The organism is Amycolatopsis sp. (assembly GCF_035546795.1).
GTDB lineage: Bacteria > Actinomycetota > Actinomycetes > Mycobacteriales > Pseudonocardiaceae > Amycolatopsis_E.
This window is the reverse complement of record NZ_DASZWC010000020.1, coordinates 1-19,454: the sequence shown is the minus strand read 5'-3', so window position 1 is coordinate 19,454 and position 19,454 is coordinate 1. Positions and strand designations below refer to the sequence as shown.

The following is a 19,454-nucleotide window of genomic DNA, read 5'->3' as shown; positions in this document are numbered from 1 at the left end:
TGCGGTTACCGTCCTTCGTGCGCGTTCAGAACGCCGTGCCCAGTGTGCTCGCGAGGCGGGCCGCGGGCTCAGGATCGCCGCCCGCCAGCAACCACTCGCGCGGGGTGGCGGACTTGCCGTTGATCTCCAGATCGTCCTGCGGGGTGGTCATGAAGGCGGCCACCACGAGCGCGGGTTGATCCCCGGGTACGGCCGCGAGCACCGCGTCGAGCCCGGGCAGCACGTCGTTCCCGGCGAACTGCCAGGCCGGCAGGCGCCAGCCGTATTGGTCCTTCCAGCCCGCGAGCCGCCGCGCGGCCAGGCGGTGCCGGATGCGGCTCGGGTCCACGCCGAGCGTCTGCGCGGCTTCGGCGACGGTGAGCGAGGAGTCGGCCAGCACGGCGTGCGCGGCGACAGTGCGGGCCCGGTAGTCCGGCTCGCCCTCCTGCCGGGGTGAGAGATCGAGGCCCGCGTCGGCGAGCGCGGAGCGCTGTTCGGCGGAGAAGTATTGCGCCGGATCGGGGTTCTGCGGGGAAAGGCGGCGCGCCGCGTCCTCGACGAGAGTGAGGAATTCGGCGGCGTCGACCCGGAGCCCCGCTTTGGCGAGCACGTTCTCCAGCGCAAGCGTCATACGCCCAGAATAGCGCAGGTGTGCGGGTTCGTGCGCTTTTCCCGCGTACTCATCACATTCAAACACTGAGAGCACGTATTCAAACACTGCCTGTAGGCGGATGTGGCTCAGTGTGGCAAGGTGTCCGCGCTCTGTCCAGAGTCTCCGGCGGGCCACATGTGCTTGACACGTGGCTTGCGTCACTCTAGCTTCGCCAAGTAATCGATTTCTCGCGACCGGCGCGGGGGTGCGGAATGGACAGCGACGTCGCTCCGCTGGTCGCGATGCACGGCGTCAGCAAGTCCTTCGGCGGCGTGCGCGCCCTGCACGACGTGGCGTTTTCGGTGCGCGCGGGTGAGGTGCATGCGCTGCTCGGAGAGAACGGCGCCGGCAAGTCGACGCTGATGAAGGTGCTGTCCGGAGAAGTCGGTGCCGACAACGGGGAGATCGCCATCGACGGCGACCCGGTGCGGTTCGCCGGTCCCGCCGACGCGCAGCGGGCCGGCATCGCGATGATCCACCAGGAACTGGACCTGGTACCGGCCCTTTCGGTCGCGGAGAACGTCTTCCTCGGCCGTGAGCCGAAAACCCGGTTCGGCACCCTCGACCGGCGGCGCATGGTCCGCGAGACGGCGGCCCTGCTGGGGCGGGCCGGGGTCTCGTTCGACCCGCGCCGCCAGGTCGGGGAGTTGCGCACCGGCGAGCAGCAGCTCGTGGTGATCGTCAAGGCACTCGCGCTCGACGCCCGGATCCTGATCATGGACGAGCCCACGTCCGCGCTGTCCGCGCCCGAGGTGGAGCGCCTGTTCGGGGTGATCGCCGAGCTGCGCCGGGCCGGTGCCGGGATCGTCTACATCTCGCACCGGATGGCGGAGATCGGCCGGATCGCGGACCGGGCGACGGTGCTGCGCAACGGCGAAGTGGTGGCCGGGTTCGCCGCACGGGAGCTGACCGCCGCGCAGGCGTCGGAAGCGATGGTCGGCCGTCCGGTGCACCTCATGTTCCGCACCACGGGCGGATCCGCGGCGACGCGGGGGGAGGAGTTGCTGCGGGTCGAAGACCTGGCGGTGCGGCCACGGCGGCCCCGGCCGGGCAGGAGGGACCCGGCCGGGGTCAGCCTCGCCGTGGCCGAAGGAGAGATCGTCGGGCTGGCCGGACTGCTCGGTTCGGGGCGGACCGAACTGCTGGAGACGCTGTACGGGATCGGTGGCAAGGGGGCGTGGTCCGGCCGCGTTCTGTTGCACGGCAAGAGCATCCGGCCGCGCGGGCCGAGGCGGGCGCTGCGGGCCGGCATCGCCTTCGTGCCCGAGGACCGCCGGGTGGCCGGGCTCGCGCTGGAACACTCCGTACTGGCGAACACCGTTCTGTCCATTGTGGACAGGATCGCACGGCTCGGCTGGGTGCCGCGCCGAGCCGAACGCCGGGCGGCACGGGCTTCCACGGATCGACTGGGGGTGAAGCTCGCGTCGTTGCGGGCGCCGGTGGGCGCGTTGTCCGGCGGCAACCAGCAAAAGGTGGTGCTGGGCCGCAACCTGCTCACCGAACCGGCGCTGCTGTTGCTCGACGAACCCACCCGCGGCGTGGATGTCGGCGCGAAGGCCGAGATCTACCGGCTGCTCGGCGAAGCAGCTGCCGGTGGGCTGGGTGTGCTGCTCGCGTCGTCGGAACCGGCGGAGCTGATGGGCGTGTGCGATCGCGTTGTGGTGCTGCACAACGGGCGCAGCGTGCGCGAGCTGGACACCGCGGCCGTCTCCGAGGCCGATCTGCTCGCGGCCGCGATGGGAGAGGCCGTGCTGGAGGAGCCGCTCGGCGCGCCCGAGCAAGTCGCGGGAGGAACCGGATGACCGCCGAACTCGCCGAAACCCTGCCCCGGCGCCGGGATCTGCTCTCGACGCTGTTCAAGTTCCAGAGCCTGTTCGGGCTCGTGCTGGTGTTCATCGCCGCGGTGCTGTACTCGCCGAGCAAGAACGGGGAGCTGCTGTTCCTCGATTCCGGCAACCTGTTCAATGTCGTTCGGTCCATTTCGGAAATCGGCATCCTCGCCGTCGGGATGACGCTGGTGATCCTCATCGGCGGGATCGACCTGTCGGTGGGGTCGGTGCTCGGGCTGGCCAGCGTCGGTTCCGCGGTACTGCTGGTGAACAACGACCTGGGGCTGGTCCCGGCGGTGCTCGCCGTGCTCGCCATCGGGCTCGGATTCGGGCTGCTGCAAGGAGTCACCATCGCCCGGTTCGGGATCCAGGCGTTCATCGTCACCCTCGCCGGGATGCAGATCGCCCGCGGCCTGGCGAGGATCTGGTCCGGCGGGCAGGGCATCACGATCACCTACGGCGACGCGCCCGGCCAGGCGCCGACGGCGTTCTCGCTGCTGGGGGAGCGGACTTTCGACGGTCTGGTCCCGATTCCGGCGCTCATCTTCGTCGTGGTCGCCGCGCTGGCGGTGGTGCTGTTGCGGGTCAGCTCGTTCTCCCGGCACGTGTATGCCATCGGGGGCAACGAAAAGGCCGCGCGGTTGTCCGGAGTGCCGGTGACGAGGGTGAAGATCATCGTGTTCGGGTTGTGCGGGGTGCTCGCGGCGCTCGCCGGGATCGTGCACGCCGGCCAGCTCGACTTCGGTGGCCCCAACGACGGTGCGATGTACGAGCTGGACGCGATCGCCGCCGTGGTCATCGGCGGGACCGACCTCACCGGCGGGCGCGGTTCGGTGGTGGGCACCGTCGCCGGTGCGCTGCTGGTCGGCGTGCTGCGCAACATCCTCGCGCTCGACAACGTCGACACCAACGTCCAGCTGTTGATCATCGGCTTGGTCATCGTGCTCGCCGCCGGGCTGCAGCGGTTGCGCCCGGCATCGGTTTCCTGACAACGAAAAGGGGTTCGCGGGAGATGACAAGGAAGTCTTTCCTGGTGCTCGGCGCCTGCCTCGTGCTGGCCGCCTGCGGCACCACGCACGAGAACACGGGCGCGAGCAGTGGCGGTCAGCAGGCACCGGCGAAATGCGGCGCCGACGGGAAGTACACCATCGGCATGAGCCAGGCCAACGTCGCGGAGCCCTACCGGCAGCGGATGGACGACGACATCCGCGCGGCCGCCGCGGCGGTCCCGCAGTTCACGGTGAACTTCGCCGACGCGGCCCAGGACAACTCCAAACAGGTCGAGCAGGTGGACAACTTCCTCACCCAGCGGATCGACCTGCTGATCATCAGCCCGAACGAGGCCACCCCGCTCACCGCGCCGGTGAAACGGGCCTTCGACAAGGGAATCCCAGTGCTGGTGCTGGACCGCAAGGTCGACGGCGACGCCTACACCGAGTTCATCGGCGCGGACAATGTCGACATCGGCCGCCAGGCGGGGCAGTACTTCGCGAACGTGCTGCTGCCTGGCGGCGGGAAGATCGCCGAGATCCGCGGGCTGGCCGGTTCCACCCCGGCCAAGGAGCGCGGGGACGGCTTCGAGCAGGGCATCCAGGGGCACAACATCCAGATCGTCGCGACCCAGGACGGGGATTGGCTGCGCGACAAGGGACAGCAGCAGGCCGACGCGATCCTCAAGGCGAACCCGGACATCCAGGCGATCTACTCGCAGAACGACCCGATGGCCGAAGGCGCGCGGATCGCGGCGACGAACGCCGGGCGCGCGGATCTGCCGATCACCGGGATCGACGGGCTGCCGATCGAGTCGGGCGGGATCAAGGCGGTGCAGGCGGGGAGGCTGTCCGCGACGTTCGTGTACCCGACCGGTGGCAAGGAAGCGATCGACGCGGCGAGGCAGATTCTCGTCGACTGCAAGCAGGTGCCCAAAACACAGACGTTGTCCACGCAACTGGTCACGAAGGACAACGCGGTACAGGTCTACGCGAAGCTCAACGGAGGGGGATAAACGACGCAGCCTCCCCGGTATCGCTGACCGGCGGAGATCCCCGCCTGTCCCGCTGAACCCGGCGCGGCCTACCCGCGCCGGGTGCTTCCCCGCTCGATGAGGCGTGCGCCGAGCGTCGTCGCCGCGGGCGGCAGGTCCGGGTCGGCTATCCGCGCCAGCAACAGTTTCGCCGCTTCGGAGCCGATCTCGTACGCCGGCTGCGCGACGACGGAGAGCGGCGGGTCGATCAGCGTTGCCCACGGGACGTCGTCGAACGCCACCACGCCGACATCGCGCCCGGGCTGGAGCCCGGCCGCGCGCAGCGCTTCCAGCGTGCCGATCGCCATCGCGCTGTTGGCCACCAGCAACGCGTCCGGCGATTCGGCGAGCAGTTCCCGCGTCGCCTGGCTGCCGCCGGAAGCCCGGTACTCGGCGCGGCTTTCCAGGCGCAGCGCGCGCCCGGCCGCTGCCAATGCCTCGCGGTAACCGGCCAGCCGGTCGTCGGCGGTGCGCACGCCGGCCGGGCCGGTCACACAGCCGATGCGTTCGTACCCCGCGGCGATCAGGTGCTCGGTCGCCTCGCGCGCGGCCAGCCTGGTGTCGACGAGCACCTGGTCGCTGATGGACTCCGCGAGCGGCCGGTCCACCGCGACCACGGGCGTGCCGCGCCGGCGCAGCCGCTCGATACTGGAGGACACGTCGGTCGGCGACAGGATGACCCCGGCGACCCGTTCCTGCAGCGCCACGTCGATGTAGCGGCGTTCCTTGTCCGCGTTCTCGTCGGAGTTGCACAGCACCACCGAGTAACCGGCCGTCTGCGCCACGTCCTCGACCCCACGGGCGATCGAGGTGAAGAACGGGTTCTCCACGTCGGAGATGATCAGCGCGAGCACGGCCGTCTCCTGCCGGCGCAGGTTCCGGGCCAGTCCGTTCGGGTGGTAGCCCAGCTCCTCGGCCGCCTCGCGCACCTTGGACACCAGCGCGGGGTCCACTGTGGACTTCCCGTTCAGCGCTCTGGACACGGTCGCCGTGGAGACGCCGGCCTTCCTGGCCACGTCACTGATGGTCGCCACGGCGACTCCTTCCCTCGGCGTATTGACACCACACGCCCGGCCAGAATAGCGTCCCGAGTAATCGATTACCCGGATGAGGGAGGCACCGTGGCCCGCATCGGCGTCATCAGTATTTCCGATGGCCGTGACCATGTGCACGCGCGCAACGCCGGGTTCATCCAGTCCAAACAGGACGCGTTGGTCCGGTCACTCACCGCTGCCGGGCACGAGGTGGTGACCGGTGCCGCGCTGGTCGCCACCAACACCCTCGCCACGTCCGTGGCCCGCGCGGTCGCCGCGGCGGGCGTGGACGTCACGATCTTCTACTACGCGGTGTGGAGCTTCCCGCATTTCACGATGCTGGCCGCCGACGCCACGTCGAGCCCGCTGATCCTCGTCGCCAGCACCGATCCCACGGAGCCCGGCCTCGTCGGCATGCTTGCCGCGGGCGGCGCGCTGGACCAGGTCGGCCGCACGCACACCAGGCTGTGGGGCGCGCCGGACGACACCGCGCTCGCCGAGAGCGTCGGCGTCGAGGCGCGCGCGGCCGCCGCGGTCGCGTCGCTGCGCGGGTCCACCTTCGGCCGTTTCGGCGGACGCCCGATGGGCATGAACACCGCCGTCGCCAACACCGACCAGTGGATGCGCCAGTTCGGGATCGACGTCGAGGAGATCGACCAGTACGAACTCGTGCTGCGTGCGGAAAAGGCCGACCCGGGCGAAGCGGCGAAGGCGCGAGGCTGGATCGAGGCGCACGCCGCGGGGGTGCACTACGACGGCAAGAAGCTGACCCCCGAACTGCTGGAGCGGCAGATCCGCTCGTATCTGGCGATCCGCGACATCATCGCCGAACGCGACCTCGACTTCTCCGGCATCAAGGGCCAGCCGGAGCTGACCGAGCATTTCGCCACGATGGACGTGACCGAAGCGTTCCTCAACGATCCCTACGACTGGAACGGCCCGAAGGACGTGCACGTCACCGCCACGGAGGCGGACATGGACGGCGCGCTCACCATGCAGCTGTGCCACAAGATCACCGGCACGCCGGTGCTGTTCGCCGACGTCCGGCACTACCACGCCGACCGCGACATCTGGGACCTGTGCAACTCCGGCCAGCACGCCACCTGGTTCGCCGCGCGCAGCGACGATCCGGCGGAGAACCTGGCCAAGGTCAACTTCTACCCGGAGGTGTTCTTCTTCCCCGCCGGCGGCGCCTCCGTCCAGCACATCGCCGCGCCGGGCCGGATGACGCTGGCCCGGCTGACCAGGCAGGCGGGCGAGTACCGGCTGCAGCTGATGCTCGGCGAGTTCGAGAGCTACGACGACGAGACCAACGAGGCCCTGATCCGCCAGTCCACCCCGGAATGGCCGCACGCGTTCGCCCGGCTCGACGCGCCCGGCGAGGTGTTCCTGCGCAACTTCGGCGCGAACCACATCCACGCCGTGCCCGGCGATGTCCGCGCGGAACTACGCTCGGCCGCGAAACTGCTGGACGTGCGACTGGACGAGTGGACACGTGGTTGAGAGCCTGCTGCTCGGGATCGACATCGGAACCTCGAGTTCCAAAGGGGTGCTGGTCACCCCGCGCGGCGAGATCCTGGCCCGCGCTTCGCGGGCGCACGAGACGTCGTACCCGCACCCCGGCTGGGTCGAGCACGACGCGGAAACCGTGTGGTGGCAGGACTTCCTGGCGCTGAGCCGGGAACTGGTCACCGCCGCGGACGGGCGCCCGCTCGCCGGCCTCGCCGTCAGCGGTATCGGCCCGGTGCTGTTGCCCGCGGACTCCGACGGGCGCCCGCTCCGGCCGGCGATCCTGTACGGGGTCGACACCAGGGCCGGCCGCGAAATCGCCGAACTGACCGAAGAACTCGGCGCGGACGCGATTCTCGCCCGCGCCGGAACAGCGCTGTCCGCACAGGCTGTCGGCCCGAAATGGCGGTGGCTGGCCCGGCACGAGCCTGATGTTTTCGAGCGCACCCGGTTGTTCCTCATGGCCAGCTCGTACCTCGTGCACCGGCTCACCGGCGAATACGTGCTGGACCACCATTCCGCGAGCCAGTGCGACCCGATGTACGACCTGCGCGCCGGAGACTGGGCGCGCGACTGGGCGTCGCTGACAGCGCCCGGCATCGAGCTGCCGCGGCTGGTCTGGCCGACCGAGGTGGCGGGCACGGTCACCGCGGCCGCGGCGGCGGAAACCGGTCTGCCGCAAGGGCTCCCGGTCACCGGCGGCACGGTGGACGCCTGGGCCGAGGCGGCCAGCGTCGGTGTCTCCGACCCCGGCGACACGATGGTCATGTACGGCACCACCATGTTCCTGATCCAGGTGCTGGCCGACCCGCGGCCGCATCCCGCGCTGTGGACGACACAGGGCGCCTTCCCCGGCACGCGCTCGCTCGCCGCCGGGATGGCCACCTCGGGCGCGATCACCGACTGGCTGCGCAAACTCGGCACCGGTGACTTCGGCGACCTCGTCCGGCGCGCGGCGGAAGTGCCGGCCGGCAGCCGGGGTTTGCTGCTGCTGCCGTACTTCGCGGGCGAGCGCACGCCGCTGTTCGACCCGGACGCGCGCGGGATCATCGCCGGGCTCACCACCGGCCACGGCCTCGGCGAGCTGTACCGGGCAGCCCTGGAGGGCATCGCGTACGGGGTTCGCCACAACCTGGAGGTGATGGCGGAGTCCGGCGGCAAGGCGCGCCGGCTGGTCGCCGTCGGCGGCGGCACCCAGGGCGGGCTGTGGACACAGATCGTCACCGATGTGACCGGTGCCGAACAGCAGGTGCCGGCCGAGACGATCGGCGCCGCACTGGGCGACGCGGTACTCGCGGCGGTGGCGACCGGGGCCGAACCCGATGTGCGGCAATGGAATCCGGTGGAGACCGTGGTGCGCCCGGAACCGGCCCGCACGGCGGTCTACGACGAGTACTACACCCGTTACCGGCGGTTGTATCCGTCCACAGTGGACATAGCGCATTTCCTCGCCGCCGAGCAGAAGGCTGCCGACGAGCGCCGGACATGATGAAATGCCCGTGACCGGAAGTGGAGGTGGTCACGGGATGCTGGCCTTCGGCATCGGCGAGCCCACGGGCCAGAGCTGGACCCAGATCTGGGAACTGCTGCTGGCGCTGGTGCTGTGCTCGGCGATCGGGATCGAGCGCGAGCTCAAGCAGAAGAGCGCCGGACTGCGCACGCACACCCTCGTCGGCGTCGGGGCCGCGTTGTTCCTGCTGGTCAGCAAATACGGGTTCACCGACGTGCTCGCCGAAGGGCGGATCGTGCTGGACCCGTCCCGGGTCGCGGCGCAGATCGTGTCCGGTATCGGGTTCATCGGCGGTGGCCTGATCTTCGTGCGCCGCGATGTCGTCCGCGGGCTGACCACGGCCGCTGTGGTGTGGATGAGCGTGGCCGTCGGCTGCGCGTGCGCCGCCGGGCTGCCGCTGCTGGCCGTCGTGGTGACAGCCGCGCACTTCCTCATCGTCTACGGCTACCCGCCGTTGATCCGGCTCGCCACCCGAAGCCGTCCCGCGACCACGGCGGTCCGCGTGACCTACCGCGACGGGGAAGGCGTGCTGCGCACTGTCCTGGAGCTGGTCACGCGCTCCGGCTATGCGGTGCAGCACGCGGTGACCGAACGTCAGGAGCTCGACCGCGAAGAGGAGGACGAGCACGGCAGGGTACTGACGCACGCCAGGGGGCTGATCGACCTTCGGATCCGGCTGCTGGGCCCGCGCTCGGTCAACAACCTGCTCACCACGCTGGCCGAACAGCCGGGTGTGGTGGAGGTGGAGACCGGGGACATCGACGACACCAGCGAGTAGCGGCGAACGGCGCAGTAGGGTCGGGCCGTGATCGACAGCCTCGCCTGGATCCTGATCCGCGACCGCAGACTGTTGTCCGTCCGTACCCAGGGCAAGGCGAAGTTCTACCTGCCAGGCGGCAAACGCGAGCCGGGCGAGAGCGACGTGACGGCGCTGTGCCGGGAGATCCGCGAGGAACTGGGCACCGAACTCGACCCGATGACGTTCTCGTTGTTCGCGGTGCTCGACGAGGAGGCCGACGGGTTCACCGACGGCCGCCGCGTGCACATGACCTGCTACACCGCCACGCACACCGGGCCGCTCCACCCGCGAAACGAGATCGCCGAGGCCCGCTGGCTCGGCGCGGCCGACGCGGGACTGTGCCCGCCCGCGGGCGAACGGGTTCTCGGTCTGCTCAAAACCGCCGGCCACATCGACTGAGAGTGGTGTGACACCCCCCAAGCGAGTGAAACAGGGCACAACGGTTCCGCCGGGGTAACGATTCGCGCTCGGCTTTCGAGTACAAGTTGACGCGCTCGGCGGAAGCGCGGTGAGTCGAGAGAAGCCCTCATGGGTGTTGTCCCCGTTCTGCCGGCCCCCGGAAAACGGCGGCGCCGGACCGGTTCCGGTCCGGCCGCGCTGATGGCCGGGCTCGCGGTGGTCGTGGCCGTCGGGCTGATCACCGTGCTCGTCGCCGGCCAGCACTCGGGCGCGCCTTCCTCGTCGAACATGCTGGGCGGCACCGAGGTCGCGGTCGCCCCGGCGCCCGCGCGGATCGTCGCGCACACCGTGCAGTACCAGCTCGACGGCGGGCCGGACGCGCTGAACATCACCTACGTCGCGGACGGCGCGGCCATCGCGCAGGTGGCCGAGGCCGCCACGCCGTGGTCGGCGGTCGTGCAGCGGCACGGCACGGCGGGCGAGAGCCAGTACTACAGCCTTTCCGCGCAGAACTCCGGGAAAGGCCCGCTGACCTGCCGGATCGTCGTGGACGGCGCCACGGTCAGCGAAGGCGCGGCAGCGGACCCGCACGGCATGGTGCGCTGCTCGAAGTCGGTCGATTAGCGCCACCGCGGTGGCGAACCTCCGCCGGTGACCGTCGTCTTGGTGCATCCCCAGTTCTGGCACGAACGCGAAGTCAGCAGCGGGTACCGACAAAACCGGCTGGCATGATCGAGGCGTGACAGGTTCGATCGTGCTCGGCCCCGTCCTCGCGATCGTGCTGACCGCGCTGGTGGCGCTCGGCGCGGTTGTCGTGTGGCGAGGCGAGATCGGCCAAGGGCGCGCAGTGGTGATAGCCGCGGTGCGCGCGGTCGTTCAGCTGGCCGCCGTTTCGTTCGTGATCACCGCTGTACTCCGCTCCGGCTGGCTCACCGGTCTCTTCGTGCTGCTGATGTTCGCCGTCGCGGCGGTCACGTCGGCCCGTCGTGTCGGAGTGCCGCGGCAGCTCGCCTGGATCGCGACCGCGATCGGCGCCGGCGTCGCGCCGGTGCTCGCGCTCGTGCTCGGATCCGGTGTGCTGCCACCGAAACCGATCGCGGTCGTGCCCGTCGCCGGCATCGTGATCGGCGGCGCGATGTCGGCGACTTCGCAGGCCGCGCGTCGCGCGCTCGACGAGCTGAAGACGCGCCACGGTGAGTACGAAGCCGCGCTGGCACTGGGTTTTCTGCGCCGGGCCGCGGCGCTGGAGATCTGCCGCCCGTCCGCGGGCCAGGCGCTGATCCCGGCGCTGGACCAGACCCGCACGGTCGGCTTGGTCACCCTGCCCGGTGCGTATGTCGGTGTGCTGCTCGGCGGCGCGAGCCCGGTCCAGGCCGGGGTGACGCAGGTGCTGGTGCTGATCGGGCTGCTCGCCGCCGAGTCGATCGCGGTTCTGCTGGTCGTCCAGTTCGTCGCGGCAGGGCTGATCGTGAGGGACTAGGTTGGCGGTATGACTGTTGCCGATCTGATGATCGACGGTTTCGGCCGGATCCGGCAGATAGTGCACGGGGCGGTCAAGAGCCTGACCGCGGACCAGCTGGCGGAGCGGCTGGACGACGGGACGAACTCGATCGCCTGGCTGGTCTGGCATCTGACCCGGGTGCAGGACGATCACCTCGCCGATCTGGAGGACGCCCCGCAGGTGTGGACGGAGCAGGGCTGGCACGAGCGCTTCGGCCTGCCGCTCGACGAGGCCGACACCGGCTACGGGCACAGCCCGGAGCAGGTGGCGTCGGTCCGCGCCTCCGCGAGCCTGCTGACCGGCTACCACGACGCCGTGCACGACCAGACCGTCGCCTGGCTGGGAAACCTGAAGGAATCGGAGCTGGACCGCATCGTCGACGAGGCGTGGGACCCGCCGGTGACGCTCGGCGTGCGACTGGTCAGCGTGCTCTCCGACGATCTGCAGCACGCCGGTCAGGCGGCGTTTCTGCGAGGGATCCTCAAACGCCGGTGACTTTCGCCCGGCGCGGTGGTCGGATCGGCTATGACCATCGGTGACTACGCGCCGGTGCGCGGGCTCGAGATGTACTACGAGGTGCACGGCACCGGCCGCCCGGTCGTGCTGCTGCACGGCGGCGTGCTGACCATCGGCCTCAGCTTCGGCGATCTGCTGCCGGAGCTGGCGCGCGACCGGCAGGTGATCGCCGTCGAGCTGCAGGGGCACGGCCGCACCGCGGACATCGACCGCGAGATGACGCTGCCGGAGCTGGCCGCGGACGTGGTCGCGTTGCTGGAGCACCTGGGCCTGGAGCGGGCGGACCTGTTCGGGTTCGGCTTGGGCGGGCTCGTCGCGCTGGAGCTGGCCACGGCCGCCCTGGAGCGGGTGGACAGGCTGATCCTCGCCTCGACGCACTACCGCACGGACGGCTACCACGAGGAGATCCTCGACCCGGCGCAGTTCGCGACCTCCACCCGGATGCCGACCGAGGCGGACGTCCGCGAGATGCGGGAGACCTACGAACGGCTGGCGCCCGAGCCCGGGCATTTCGAGCAGATGACCGCGAAGCTGTCCCGCACCGTGCCGGATATCCCCGGCTGGTCCGCCGAGCAGCTGCGCGCGATCCCGGCGGAGACGCTGCTTTTGTTCGGCGACAACGATTTCGTCCGCCTGGAGCACGCCGTGGAGATGGCCGGGCTCATCCCGCATTCCCGTCTGGGCGTGCTGCCCGGTACCACGCACAACGAGCTGACGCGCCGCACCGAACTGGTGCTGCCGATGGTCCGGTCCTTCCTCGGCTGAGTTTCGTTGGGCCGTTCAGGTGCACCGCCCGCGCCCGACGGGATTGAAAGCGCCTTCACCGTCCGTGAGTTCCGCAGGCCGGGCGCGTGCGAAGCCCGGCGCCGGACACTGCGGCCGGCTGCCGCCACCCCGCCGTCCACCTGTGTGCGGGCGGGGTCCGGCGGCGGACCGTCTACTTTGCGTGGTCCGCCGGTTCATCCGGACAGGGAGCCGGGACCGCCTGGATGGGCCTCGTCGCGGCCGGTGTGTGGCTGGGAATCTCGTGGGGCGAACGCACTTCGGCGCAAGGGGAGCACCACGGTCATGCAGGCCTTCACACTGCCGGATTTCTATCTGCCCTATCCGGCGAGGATCAACCCGCAGCTGGAACGCGCCCGCGCGCACAGTGCCGCGTGGGCGGAGCGGATGGGCATGCTGGATGCGCCGAAACCGGGCGGGGGAGTGGTCTGGGACGCGGCCGCACTGTCCAAAATGGACTATGCGCTGATGTGCGCCTACACCCACCCCGACTGCGACGGCCCCGCGCTCGACCTGATCACCGACTGGTACGTCTGGGTGTTCTTCTTCGACGACCATTTTCTCGAGCAGTTCAAGTACTCCCGTGATCTCGGCGGCGCGAAGGCGTACCTGGACCGGCTCGGGCTGTTCATGACCATGGACGAGGAAATCCCGCCGGAGCCGGAAAATCCGGCCGAGGCCGGGCTCAAGGACCTGTGGGAGCGCACGGTTCCGGCGATGTCGCGGGGCTGGCGGCGGCGGTTCATCGCCAGCACGCACAACCTCATGGTCGAGTCGATGTGGGAGCTGGACAACATCGACCGCGGCCGGATAGCCAACCCCATCGAGTACGTCCAGATGCGCCGGAAGGTCGGCGGCGCGCCGTGGTCGGCCAACCTCGTCGAGTACGCGGTCGGCGCGGAGATTCCGGATCAGCTGGCGGAAACGCGCCCGATCCAGGTGCTCACCGACACCTTCTCGGACGCCGTGCACCTGCGCAACGATCTGTTCTCCTACCAGCGTGAAGTGCAGGAGGAGGGGGAGAACTCCAACGCCGTCCTCGTTTTCGAGCGTTTCCTGGACTGTCCGACGCAGCAGGCGGCCGAGCTCGTCAACGATCTGCTCACGTCCCGGCTGCAGCAGTTCGAGAACACCGCGCTGATCGAAGTTCCGGCCCTGCTGGCCGAAAGCGCCGTGCCGCCGCACGAGCAGTTCGGCGTCGGCGCGTATGTCAAAGGTCTGCAGGACTGGCAAGCGGGCGGGCACGAATGGCACGCGCGGTCCAGCCGGTACATGAACGAGGGAGCGGCCGGCACTGGTGTCCTCGGTGGACCCAACGGGCTCGGCACCTCGGCCGGCCGGTTGTCGTTTTCTCCCGGCCTGCGAACGAAAGCCCGTCAGCATGCGCACCGTCCCTTCCAGCCGGTCGGCCCGCTTCCGGTGCCCGAGCTGTACATGCCGTTCCCGGTCCGCACCAGCCGGCTCCTCGATGCGGCGCGGGAGTACTCGGTCGGCTGGGCTCGGGAGATGGGTTTCTTCGACTCCCTGCCCGGCGTCGAGGCGGGCGGGGTCTGGGACGAACGCCGGTTCGTCGGGATCGATCTGGCGCACTGCGCTTCGATGATCCACGCCGACGCCGGCCGGGAACAGCTGTACCTGTCCACGGACTGGCTTTCCTGGGGCACCTACGGGGACGACTATTACCCGCTGGCGTTCGGCGGCAGCCGGAATCTCGCCGCCGCGAAACAGCTCACCGACCGGCTGCCCGCGTTCATGCCGCTGGACGCGGGCGAGACGCCGCCCCCGACGAACCCGGTCGAACGGGGTCTGGCCGATCTGTGGCGCCGGACGGCCGGCCCGATGGCGGAACCGGCGCGGGCGCAGCTCCGTGCCGCGGTCGAGGACATGACGCAGAGCTGGTTGTGGGAGCTGCTGAACCAGGCGCAGCACCGGATCCCCGACCCGATCGACTACGCGGAGATGCGCCGCAAGACGTTCGGCTCCGACCTGACCATGAGTCTCGGCCGGCTCGAGGTCTCCGCTGTCGTGCCGCCGGAGGTCTTCCAGACCCGTGTGCTGCGAGAGCTGGACACTTCGGCGCAGGACTACGCCGCCTTCGCCAACGACCTCTACTCGTACCAGAAGGAGATCGAATACGAGGGAGAGGTGCACAACCTGGTACTGGTGGTGGAGAACTTCCTCGACGTCGGCCGGGAAACCGCCGCCGGCCTCGTCGCCGACCTGATGCATGCCCGGCTGGAGCAGTTCGAGCACGTGCTGGCCAACGACCTCCCCAAACTCTGCGACGACCTCTCCCTGGACGCCGCCGCCCGCGAGGGCCTGCGCCGGCACGCCGCGGAACTCGAGGACTGGATGTCGGGAATCCTTGAATGGCACCGCCGGTGCGTCCGCTACACCGAACCGGAGCTGCGCCGGAACCGTTTCCCCGGCCTGTCCTCGGTGCCGCTGTCGGTGAGCAGGGTGGCGGTGTGAGGGAGATGGTGCGACGAGATGACAGGCCGTGCGTGAAACCCTTACGCGGCAGGGCTTTCAGCGTTGATGCGCCGGGACCCATCGTTCGGTGCAGCAGGGTTCGACCTGCCCCGGATCGATCTCGGCCCACGCGACGGACTCACGCTCGTGCCGTGAGAAACCCTTGTATTCAGCGAAACGCCGGCCCTTGTCGAGCCGCTCACAGTGGGGATCGTTGTGATAAGCCCGCCGGCCGCGAGTCCGGTAGCCACGCGCGAGGACTCCGGCCGGGCGCGGCTTGCGCAGGGCACACCAGCGCGCGGTCATCAGATGCACGCACCGTCGTCCTCATCGGCGGCTCGCGGTGCCTCCCCGGCGACGGGAAGCATCGCTTGCTCGCCTTCGAGCAGGTCCACCGCGACGACCGGTGCGGGCGGTAGCTCCGCCGCCTCCTTGACCCCGAGCACCGCCAGCTTGTCGGCGCGCTCGTTTTCCGGATGCCCGGCGTGTCCCTTGACCCAATGCCAGTCGACCTCGTGCCGGCTCAGCGCCGCGTCAAGCCTGCGCCACAGGTCGGCGTTCTTCACCGGCTCCTTCGCCGCGGTCCGCCAGCCGTTGCGTTTCCAGCGCGGCATCCACGACAGCACGCCGTTGCGGACATACGTGCTGTCGGTGTACAGCTGCACCGTCGACGGCCGGGTCAGCGTCTCCAGCGCCTGGATCGCCGCCATCAACTCCATGCGGTTGTTGGTCGTGGGTCCCGGATCGCCGCCGTGCAGCTCGCGTTCGTGCCCGCCGTAGCGCAGCACCGCGCCCCAGCCGCCCGGGCCGGGATTGCCGCTGCACGCGCCATCGGTGTAGATCTCGACGAGAGTCTCCCCCATCTTCGGAAGATAGCAACGCCGGACGTAACGACCGCCGCCCCGGTCACGACTTCACCGGACGAGTGATCAACAACCGGGAAAGGCAGTCGTGACCTACCCGCCGCCCTCTCCCTGGCCGCCGCCGCCACCTCCGCCGCGCCGTTGGCTTCCGATCCTGGTGATCCGGATCGCGCCGGCACTGTTGAGTGCCGTCGTCGCTTTCACCGTCGCCGCGACGCACCATCACCGGGTTTCCGAACCGACGCTCGCGCTGACGGTGAGCCCGGTGGCGCCGCCCGCCAACCCGCCGGCACCGTCGACGAAGAAGGGGGCGCCCCGCATCGTCGAGACCAAGGTCGGGGAGAAGGCCCGGTTCACCAGCCCGGACACCACCGCGGGCCCGGACGTCGAGTTCGCGGTCACCAAGATCACCGTCGACGGCCGGTGCACCGAGCAGTTCTCCGAAAAGGCCGGGAACGGGCACTACGTGTTCGTCGAGATCTCCGCCGAGACCGCGCCGACGATGAGCAGTGTCTTCGCGACCGGCCTGATGAACCCGCTGGACTTCGCCGTGGTCGGCCCCGACGGGATCACCACGACGGGCCACGCGCTCGCCACCGACCGGACCTTCGGCTGTCTCTCGCACACCAGACAGTTCCCGGTCGTGGCCCTGGCCCCGGGACGGAAGTACACCGGCACCATCGTTCTCGACTCGCCGGTCATCCACGGCCACGTCGTGCTGGTCCCCACCGGCGGCATCATCGAGGCCGACGGCTGGGCCTGGCAGCTCGGGGAAGCCGCCTAGGACAAGGCTTCCCGGCCCTGCTCACCAACCCCGCGCACGCCACTCCGCGACCTTCGGCCGCTCGGCTCCCAGCGTCGAGTCATCCCCATGCCCGGGGTAGAACCACGTGTCATCCGGCAGCACGTCGAACACCCGGTGTTCCACGTCGTCGATCAGCGACGCGAAGCGTTCCGGGTCCTGCTGCGTGTTGCCGACGCCGCCCGGGAAGAGCGAGTCGCCGGTGAACAGGTGCGCCGGGCCGGACGGGTCCCGGTACAACAGCGCGATCGATCCCGGGGTGTGGCCGCGCAGGTGGATGACCTCCAGCACGCAGTCGCCGACGGTCAGCGTGTCCCCGTGCTCCACAAGGAAGTCCGGCGGCACCGGCAGCGGCTCGGCGTCCAGCGGGTGCGCGGCGGTGTTCGCGCCGTTCGCGCCCGCCACGGCGCCCAGCGCCTGCCAGTGGTCCGGGTGCTGGTGCGTCGTCACGACGGTGCGCAGCGCGGGCCGGTCCGGGCCGTGCCCGATGAGGTCCGAGATGCGCTCCGGGTCGGCGGCCGCGTCGATCAGCAGGCCCTCGTTCTGCGCGCGGCACACCAGCAGATAGGTGTTGTTGTCCATCGGCCCGACGGACAGCTTGGTGATGGTCAGCGCGCCGAGCGTGCGCCGCGCGGCATCGCCGCCCGGTTCGACGTGCCCGGTGTATTCCTCCACGACGTTCACCTGGCACACGGTAGCCGCCCGGCCACGAACTGCTCCACCCGTTCAGGTTTGTCTCAGATTCGTAACGTAACCTCAGGCCCGCTTGGCGAAATCGATCTTCAGGAAGACTGTGTCCGGTTCTGCGAAATCCACGTCCCGAAAGATCAGCTGGGACGCCATCCGCGTGATCTCCGTGGTTTCCGTGCTGCTGGGACACATCACCCACCAGGGCCCGCTCGCGCACACCGAACTCGACAACTACCCGTTCAAGGTCACCGGCCAGTTCGGCGCGGCCGCGCTGATGGTGATCTCCGGGTTCTTCGTCTGCCAGACGGTGCGGCGCGGCCACTCGGGGCGCTGGCTGTGGAAGAAGATCTCCCGGCTGCTGCCGCCTTACCTGATCGCGGTGGTGATCACGTACCTGGTGATGCGCTTCGCCAGCGCGGCGTTCAACCACCAGAGTTTCGACAGTGGCTGGTTCGACACGCTCTTCGGCCCGACCTCCGACGGCGTGGCGTGGGCCTCGTCCTGGTACGTCCCGGTCGGGCAGGACCTGCTGATCAACCTGTTCATGGTGCAGGGCTGGGACCAGTCATTCATCTGGCTCGACGGCTCCTACTGGACGCTTCCGGTGCAGCTCATGGTGTTCGCCGCGGCGGCGGCGCTGTGGGCCGGCACCCCGTGGTTCCGCTCCGACCGCAGTATCCGGTTGCTGGTGTGGGGCCTGATCCTCGTCCCGCTGTTCGTACGGTTCTGGGTGATCGGGGTGACCAATCCCTCGCCCTGGGCCTACGGCGTGGTGTTCGGCTTCGGGATGCACCGGATGCACGTGTTCGCCGCGGGGATCGCGATCTGGCTGTGGAGCCGCGGCAGGCTGTCGGCCCGCCATCTGACCTTCATGCTGATCGCCGCCGTGTGGGCGCAGGATCTGCACCTCTACCCGGACGGTGTGCCGCTGCCCACCGACCCCGCGCGGATGCCCTCCGACATCGGCTTCGCCGTGATGCTCGTCGCGATCTGCGCCGCCGCGAAAGGCCCGGACTGGACGTTCCTGCGCCCCTTCGCGCGCCCGATCACCTGGCTCGCCGGCATCTCGTACGGGGTTTACCTGCTGCACCAGGAACTCGGCTACGTACTCGCCCGGGTGTTGCAGGACAACGGGCTGAACGGCTGGGCGAGGCTGCCCGTGCTGCTGGCGGCGGCTATTCTCGGTGGCTGGCTGCTCACCGTGCTCGTCGAACGGCCGGCCCACCGGTGGCTCACCCAGCCCCGGCGCCCCGCCCCGAAGCCACGGACCCCACCGGACGATCTTGTCCCGGACGGCTCGCGGACCAGCGGGAACGGTCCGGCTCCCGTTTCTGTCGGTGGGTCGTCCTAGCATGGATGCGGCCGGTCTCCCGGCCCGAGACTTTCCAGCGAAGGGACCCTGGCGTGGCTGATCGCCTCGTTGTTCGCGGCGCCCGCGAGCACAATCTCCGTGGCGTCGATCTCGACCTGCCCCGGGACAGCATGATCGTGTTCACCGGTCTGTCCGGTTCCGGGAAGTCGAGCCTGGCCTTCGACACGATCTTCGCCGAGGGGCAGCGCCGCTACGTCGAATCGCTGTCCGCGTACGCCCGGCAGTTCCTCGGCCAGATGGACAAGCCCGACGTCGACTTCATCGAGGGTCTGTCCCCGGCCATCTCGATCGACCAGAAGTCGGCGTCGCGCAACCCCCGTTCGACGGTGGGGACGATCACCGAGGTCTACGACTACCTGCGGCTGCTCTTCGCCCGCATCGGCGTCCCCCACTGCCCGCAGTGCGGTGAGCCGATCACCCGCCAGACGCCCCAGCAGATCGTCGACCGGGTGCTGGAGCTGCCCGAGGGCACCCGGTTCCAGGTCCTGGCCCCGGTGGTCCGAGGCCGCAAGGGGGAGTACGAGTCCCTGCTCGCCGACCTCGGCCGGCAGGGCTACACCCGGGCCCGGGTCGACGGCGAGGTGCTCGAGCTGACCGGGGTGGAGGCGGCCCGGCCCCGGCTGGCCCGCTACGAGCAGCACACGATCGAGGTCGTGGTGGACCGGCTGGTCCGCCGGCCGGGCATCGAGCGCCGGCTGACCGACTCGCGGGAGACGGCGCT

The 19,454-nt window shown here is 69.8% G+C and carries 18 protein-coding genes and 2 pseudogenes; 15 read left to right on the top strand and 5 right to left on the bottom strand.

What is annotated here, in order from left to right; translation table 11 throughout:
• Positions 1 to 25: 25 nt before the first annotated feature.
• Positions 26 to 610, bottom strand: coding sequence for a DNA-binding protein (locus VHD82_RS13640; RefSeq protein WP_325702198.1), 585 nt, complete (start codon positions 608 to 610; stop codon positions 26 to 28).
• Between the two features lie 233 nt (positions 611 to 843).
• Between VHD82_RS13640 and VHD82_RS13635 the strand changes: the two genes are divergently transcribed.
• The 3 genes from VHD82_RS13635 to VHD82_RS13625 are packed head-to-tail and all read left to right on the top strand — an operon-like array spanning position 844 to position 4,465.
• Complete coding sequence (locus VHD82_RS13635) at positions 844 to 2,433, top strand: sugar ABC transporter ATP-binding protein (RefSeq protein WP_325702195.1); 1,590 nt, start codon at positions 844 to 846, stop codon at positions 2,431 to 2,433.
• Positions 2,430 to 3,449: an ABC transporter permease gene (locus VHD82_RS13630; RefSeq protein WP_325702192.1), complete on the top strand. Its 1,020-nt coding sequence runs from the start codon at positions 2,430 to 2,432 to the stop codon at positions 3,447 to 3,449. Before VHD82_RS13635 ends, VHD82_RS13630 begins: the two co-directional genes overlap by 4 nt.
• Before the next feature lie 23 nt (positions 3,450 to 3,472).
• Positions 3,473 to 4,465, top strand: coding sequence for a substrate-binding domain-containing protein (locus tag VHD82_RS13625; protein WP_325702189.1), 993 nt, complete (start codon positions 3,473 to 3,475; stop codon positions 4,463 to 4,465).
• Between the two features lie 68 nt (positions 4,466 to 4,533).
• Here VHD82_RS13625 and VHD82_RS13620 read toward each other — a convergent pair whose 3' ends face one another.
• On the bottom strand, positions 4,534 to 5,517 hold the full coding sequence (locus VHD82_RS13620) for a LacI family DNA-binding transcriptional regulator (RefSeq protein WP_325702186.1): 984 nt from the start codon (positions 5,515 to 5,517) through the stop codon (positions 4,534 to 4,536).
• Positions 5,518 to 5,604: 87 nt separating this feature from the next.
• Here VHD82_RS13620 and VHD82_RS13615 point away from each other — a divergent pair, with 87 nt between their 5' ends.
• The 9 genes from VHD82_RS13615 to VHD82_RS13575 all read left to right on the top strand — a co-directional run bounded on the left by VHD82_RS13615 (position 5,605) and on the right by VHD82_RS13575 (position 15,006).
• Positions 5,605 to 7,020: an L-fucose/L-arabinose isomerase family protein gene (locus VHD82_RS13615; protein ID WP_325702183.1), complete on the top strand. Its 1,416-nt coding sequence runs from the start codon at positions 5,605 to 5,607 to the stop codon at positions 7,018 to 7,020.
• On the top strand, positions 7,013 to 8,515 hold the full coding sequence (locus tag VHD82_RS13610) for an FGGY-family carbohydrate kinase (protein WP_325702180.1): 1,503 nt from the start codon (positions 7,013 to 7,015) through the stop codon (positions 8,513 to 8,515). The genes VHD82_RS13615 and VHD82_RS13610 overlap by 8 nt, the downstream gene beginning before the upstream one ends.
• Before the next feature lie 37 nt (positions 8,516 to 8,552).
• A complete protein-coding gene (locus VHD82_RS13605; protein ID WP_325702605.1) occupies positions 8,553 to 9,314 on the top strand; it encodes an MgtC/SapB family protein in 762 nt (253 codons plus the stop codon).
• Positions 9,315 to 9,341: 27 nt separating this feature from the next.
• The gene (locus VHD82_RS13600) at positions 9,342 to 9,734 is read left to right on the top strand and encodes an NUDIX domain-containing protein (protein ID WP_325702177.1); all 393 of its coding nucleotides are present in this window, start codon (positions 9,342 to 9,344) and stop codon (positions 9,732 to 9,734) included.
• A 129-nt stretch (positions 9,735 to 9,863) separates the two neighbouring features.
• On the top strand, positions 9,864 to 10,358 hold the full coding sequence (locus VHD82_RS13595) for an MmpS family transport accessory protein (protein ID WP_325702174.1): 495 nt from the start codon (positions 9,864 to 9,866) through the stop codon (positions 10,356 to 10,358).
• A 115-nt stretch (positions 10,359 to 10,473) separates the two neighbouring features.
• Positions 10,474 to 11,214, top strand: coding sequence for an ABC transporter permease (locus tag VHD82_RS13590; RefSeq protein ID WP_325702171.1), 741 nt, complete (start codon positions 10,474 to 10,476; stop codon positions 11,212 to 11,214).
• A gap of 9 nt (positions 11,215 to 11,223) precedes the next feature.
• On the top strand, positions 11,224 to 11,730 hold the full coding sequence (locus VHD82_RS13585) for a mycothiol transferase (protein ID WP_325702168.1): 507 nt from the start codon (positions 11,224 to 11,226) through the stop codon (positions 11,728 to 11,730).
• Positions 11,731 to 11,760: 30 nt separating this feature from the next.
• Positions 11,761 to 12,516, top strand: a complete 756-nt coding sequence (locus VHD82_RS13580; RefSeq protein ID WP_325702165.1) for an alpha/beta hydrolase — start codon at positions 11,761 to 11,763, stop codon at positions 12,514 to 12,516.
• 303 nt (positions 12,517 to 12,819) lie between these two features.
• On the top strand, positions 12,820 to 15,006 hold the full coding sequence (locus VHD82_RS13575) for a terpene synthase family protein (protein WP_325702163.1): 2,187 nt from the start codon (positions 12,820 to 12,822) through the stop codon (positions 15,004 to 15,006).
• A 57-nt stretch (positions 15,007 to 15,063) separates the two neighbouring features.
• Here VHD82_RS13575 and VHD82_RS13570 read toward each other — a convergent pair whose 3' ends face one another.
• Both VHD82_RS13570 and rnhA read right to left on the bottom strand, forming a co-directional pair.
• Complete coding sequence (locus VHD82_RS13570) at positions 15,064 to 15,321, bottom strand: hypothetical protein (protein ID WP_325702160.1); 258 nt, start codon at positions 15,319 to 15,321, stop codon at positions 15,064 to 15,066.
• A gap of 107 nt (positions 15,322 to 15,428) precedes the next feature.
• Positions 15,429 to 15,869: pseudogene (rnhA, locus tag VHD82_RS13565) on the bottom strand (ribonuclease HI); the annotation flags it as partial.
• Between the two features lie 157 nt (positions 15,870 to 16,026).
• Here rnhA and VHD82_RS13560 point away from each other — a divergent pair.
• Positions 16,027 to 16,653 (top strand): hypothetical protein, encoded by a 627-nt coding sequence (locus VHD82_RS13560; RefSeq protein ID WP_325702156.1) that lies wholly within the window; start codon positions 16,027 to 16,029, stop codon positions 16,651 to 16,653.
• Positions 16,654 to 16,674: 21 nt separating this feature from the next.
• Here the strand turns inward: VHD82_RS13560 and VHD82_RS13555 are convergent, their stop codons facing one another.
• Positions 16,675 to 17,355 carry an MBL fold metallo-hydrolase gene (locus tag VHD82_RS13555; RefSeq protein WP_325702153.1) on the bottom strand — a complete coding sequence of 227 codons (681 nt, stop codon included), beginning with the start codon at positions 17,353 to 17,355 and terminating at the stop codon, positions 16,675 to 16,677.
• Between the two features lie 109 nt (positions 17,356 to 17,464).
• On the opposite strand from VHD82_RS13555, the gene VHD82_RS13550 reads away from it, so the two are divergent.
• Together VHD82_RS13550 and VHD82_RS13545 are read left to right on the top strand one after the other, a co-directional pair.
• Positions 17,465 to 18,712 (top strand): acyltransferase, encoded by a 1,248-nt coding sequence (locus VHD82_RS13550; protein ID WP_325702148.1) that lies wholly within the window; start codon positions 17,465 to 17,467, stop codon positions 18,710 to 18,712.
• Positions 18,713 to 18,765: 53 nt separating this feature from the next.
• A pseudogene (locus VHD82_RS13545) lies at positions 18,766 to 19,454 on the top strand (excinuclease ABC subunit A); the annotation flags it as partial.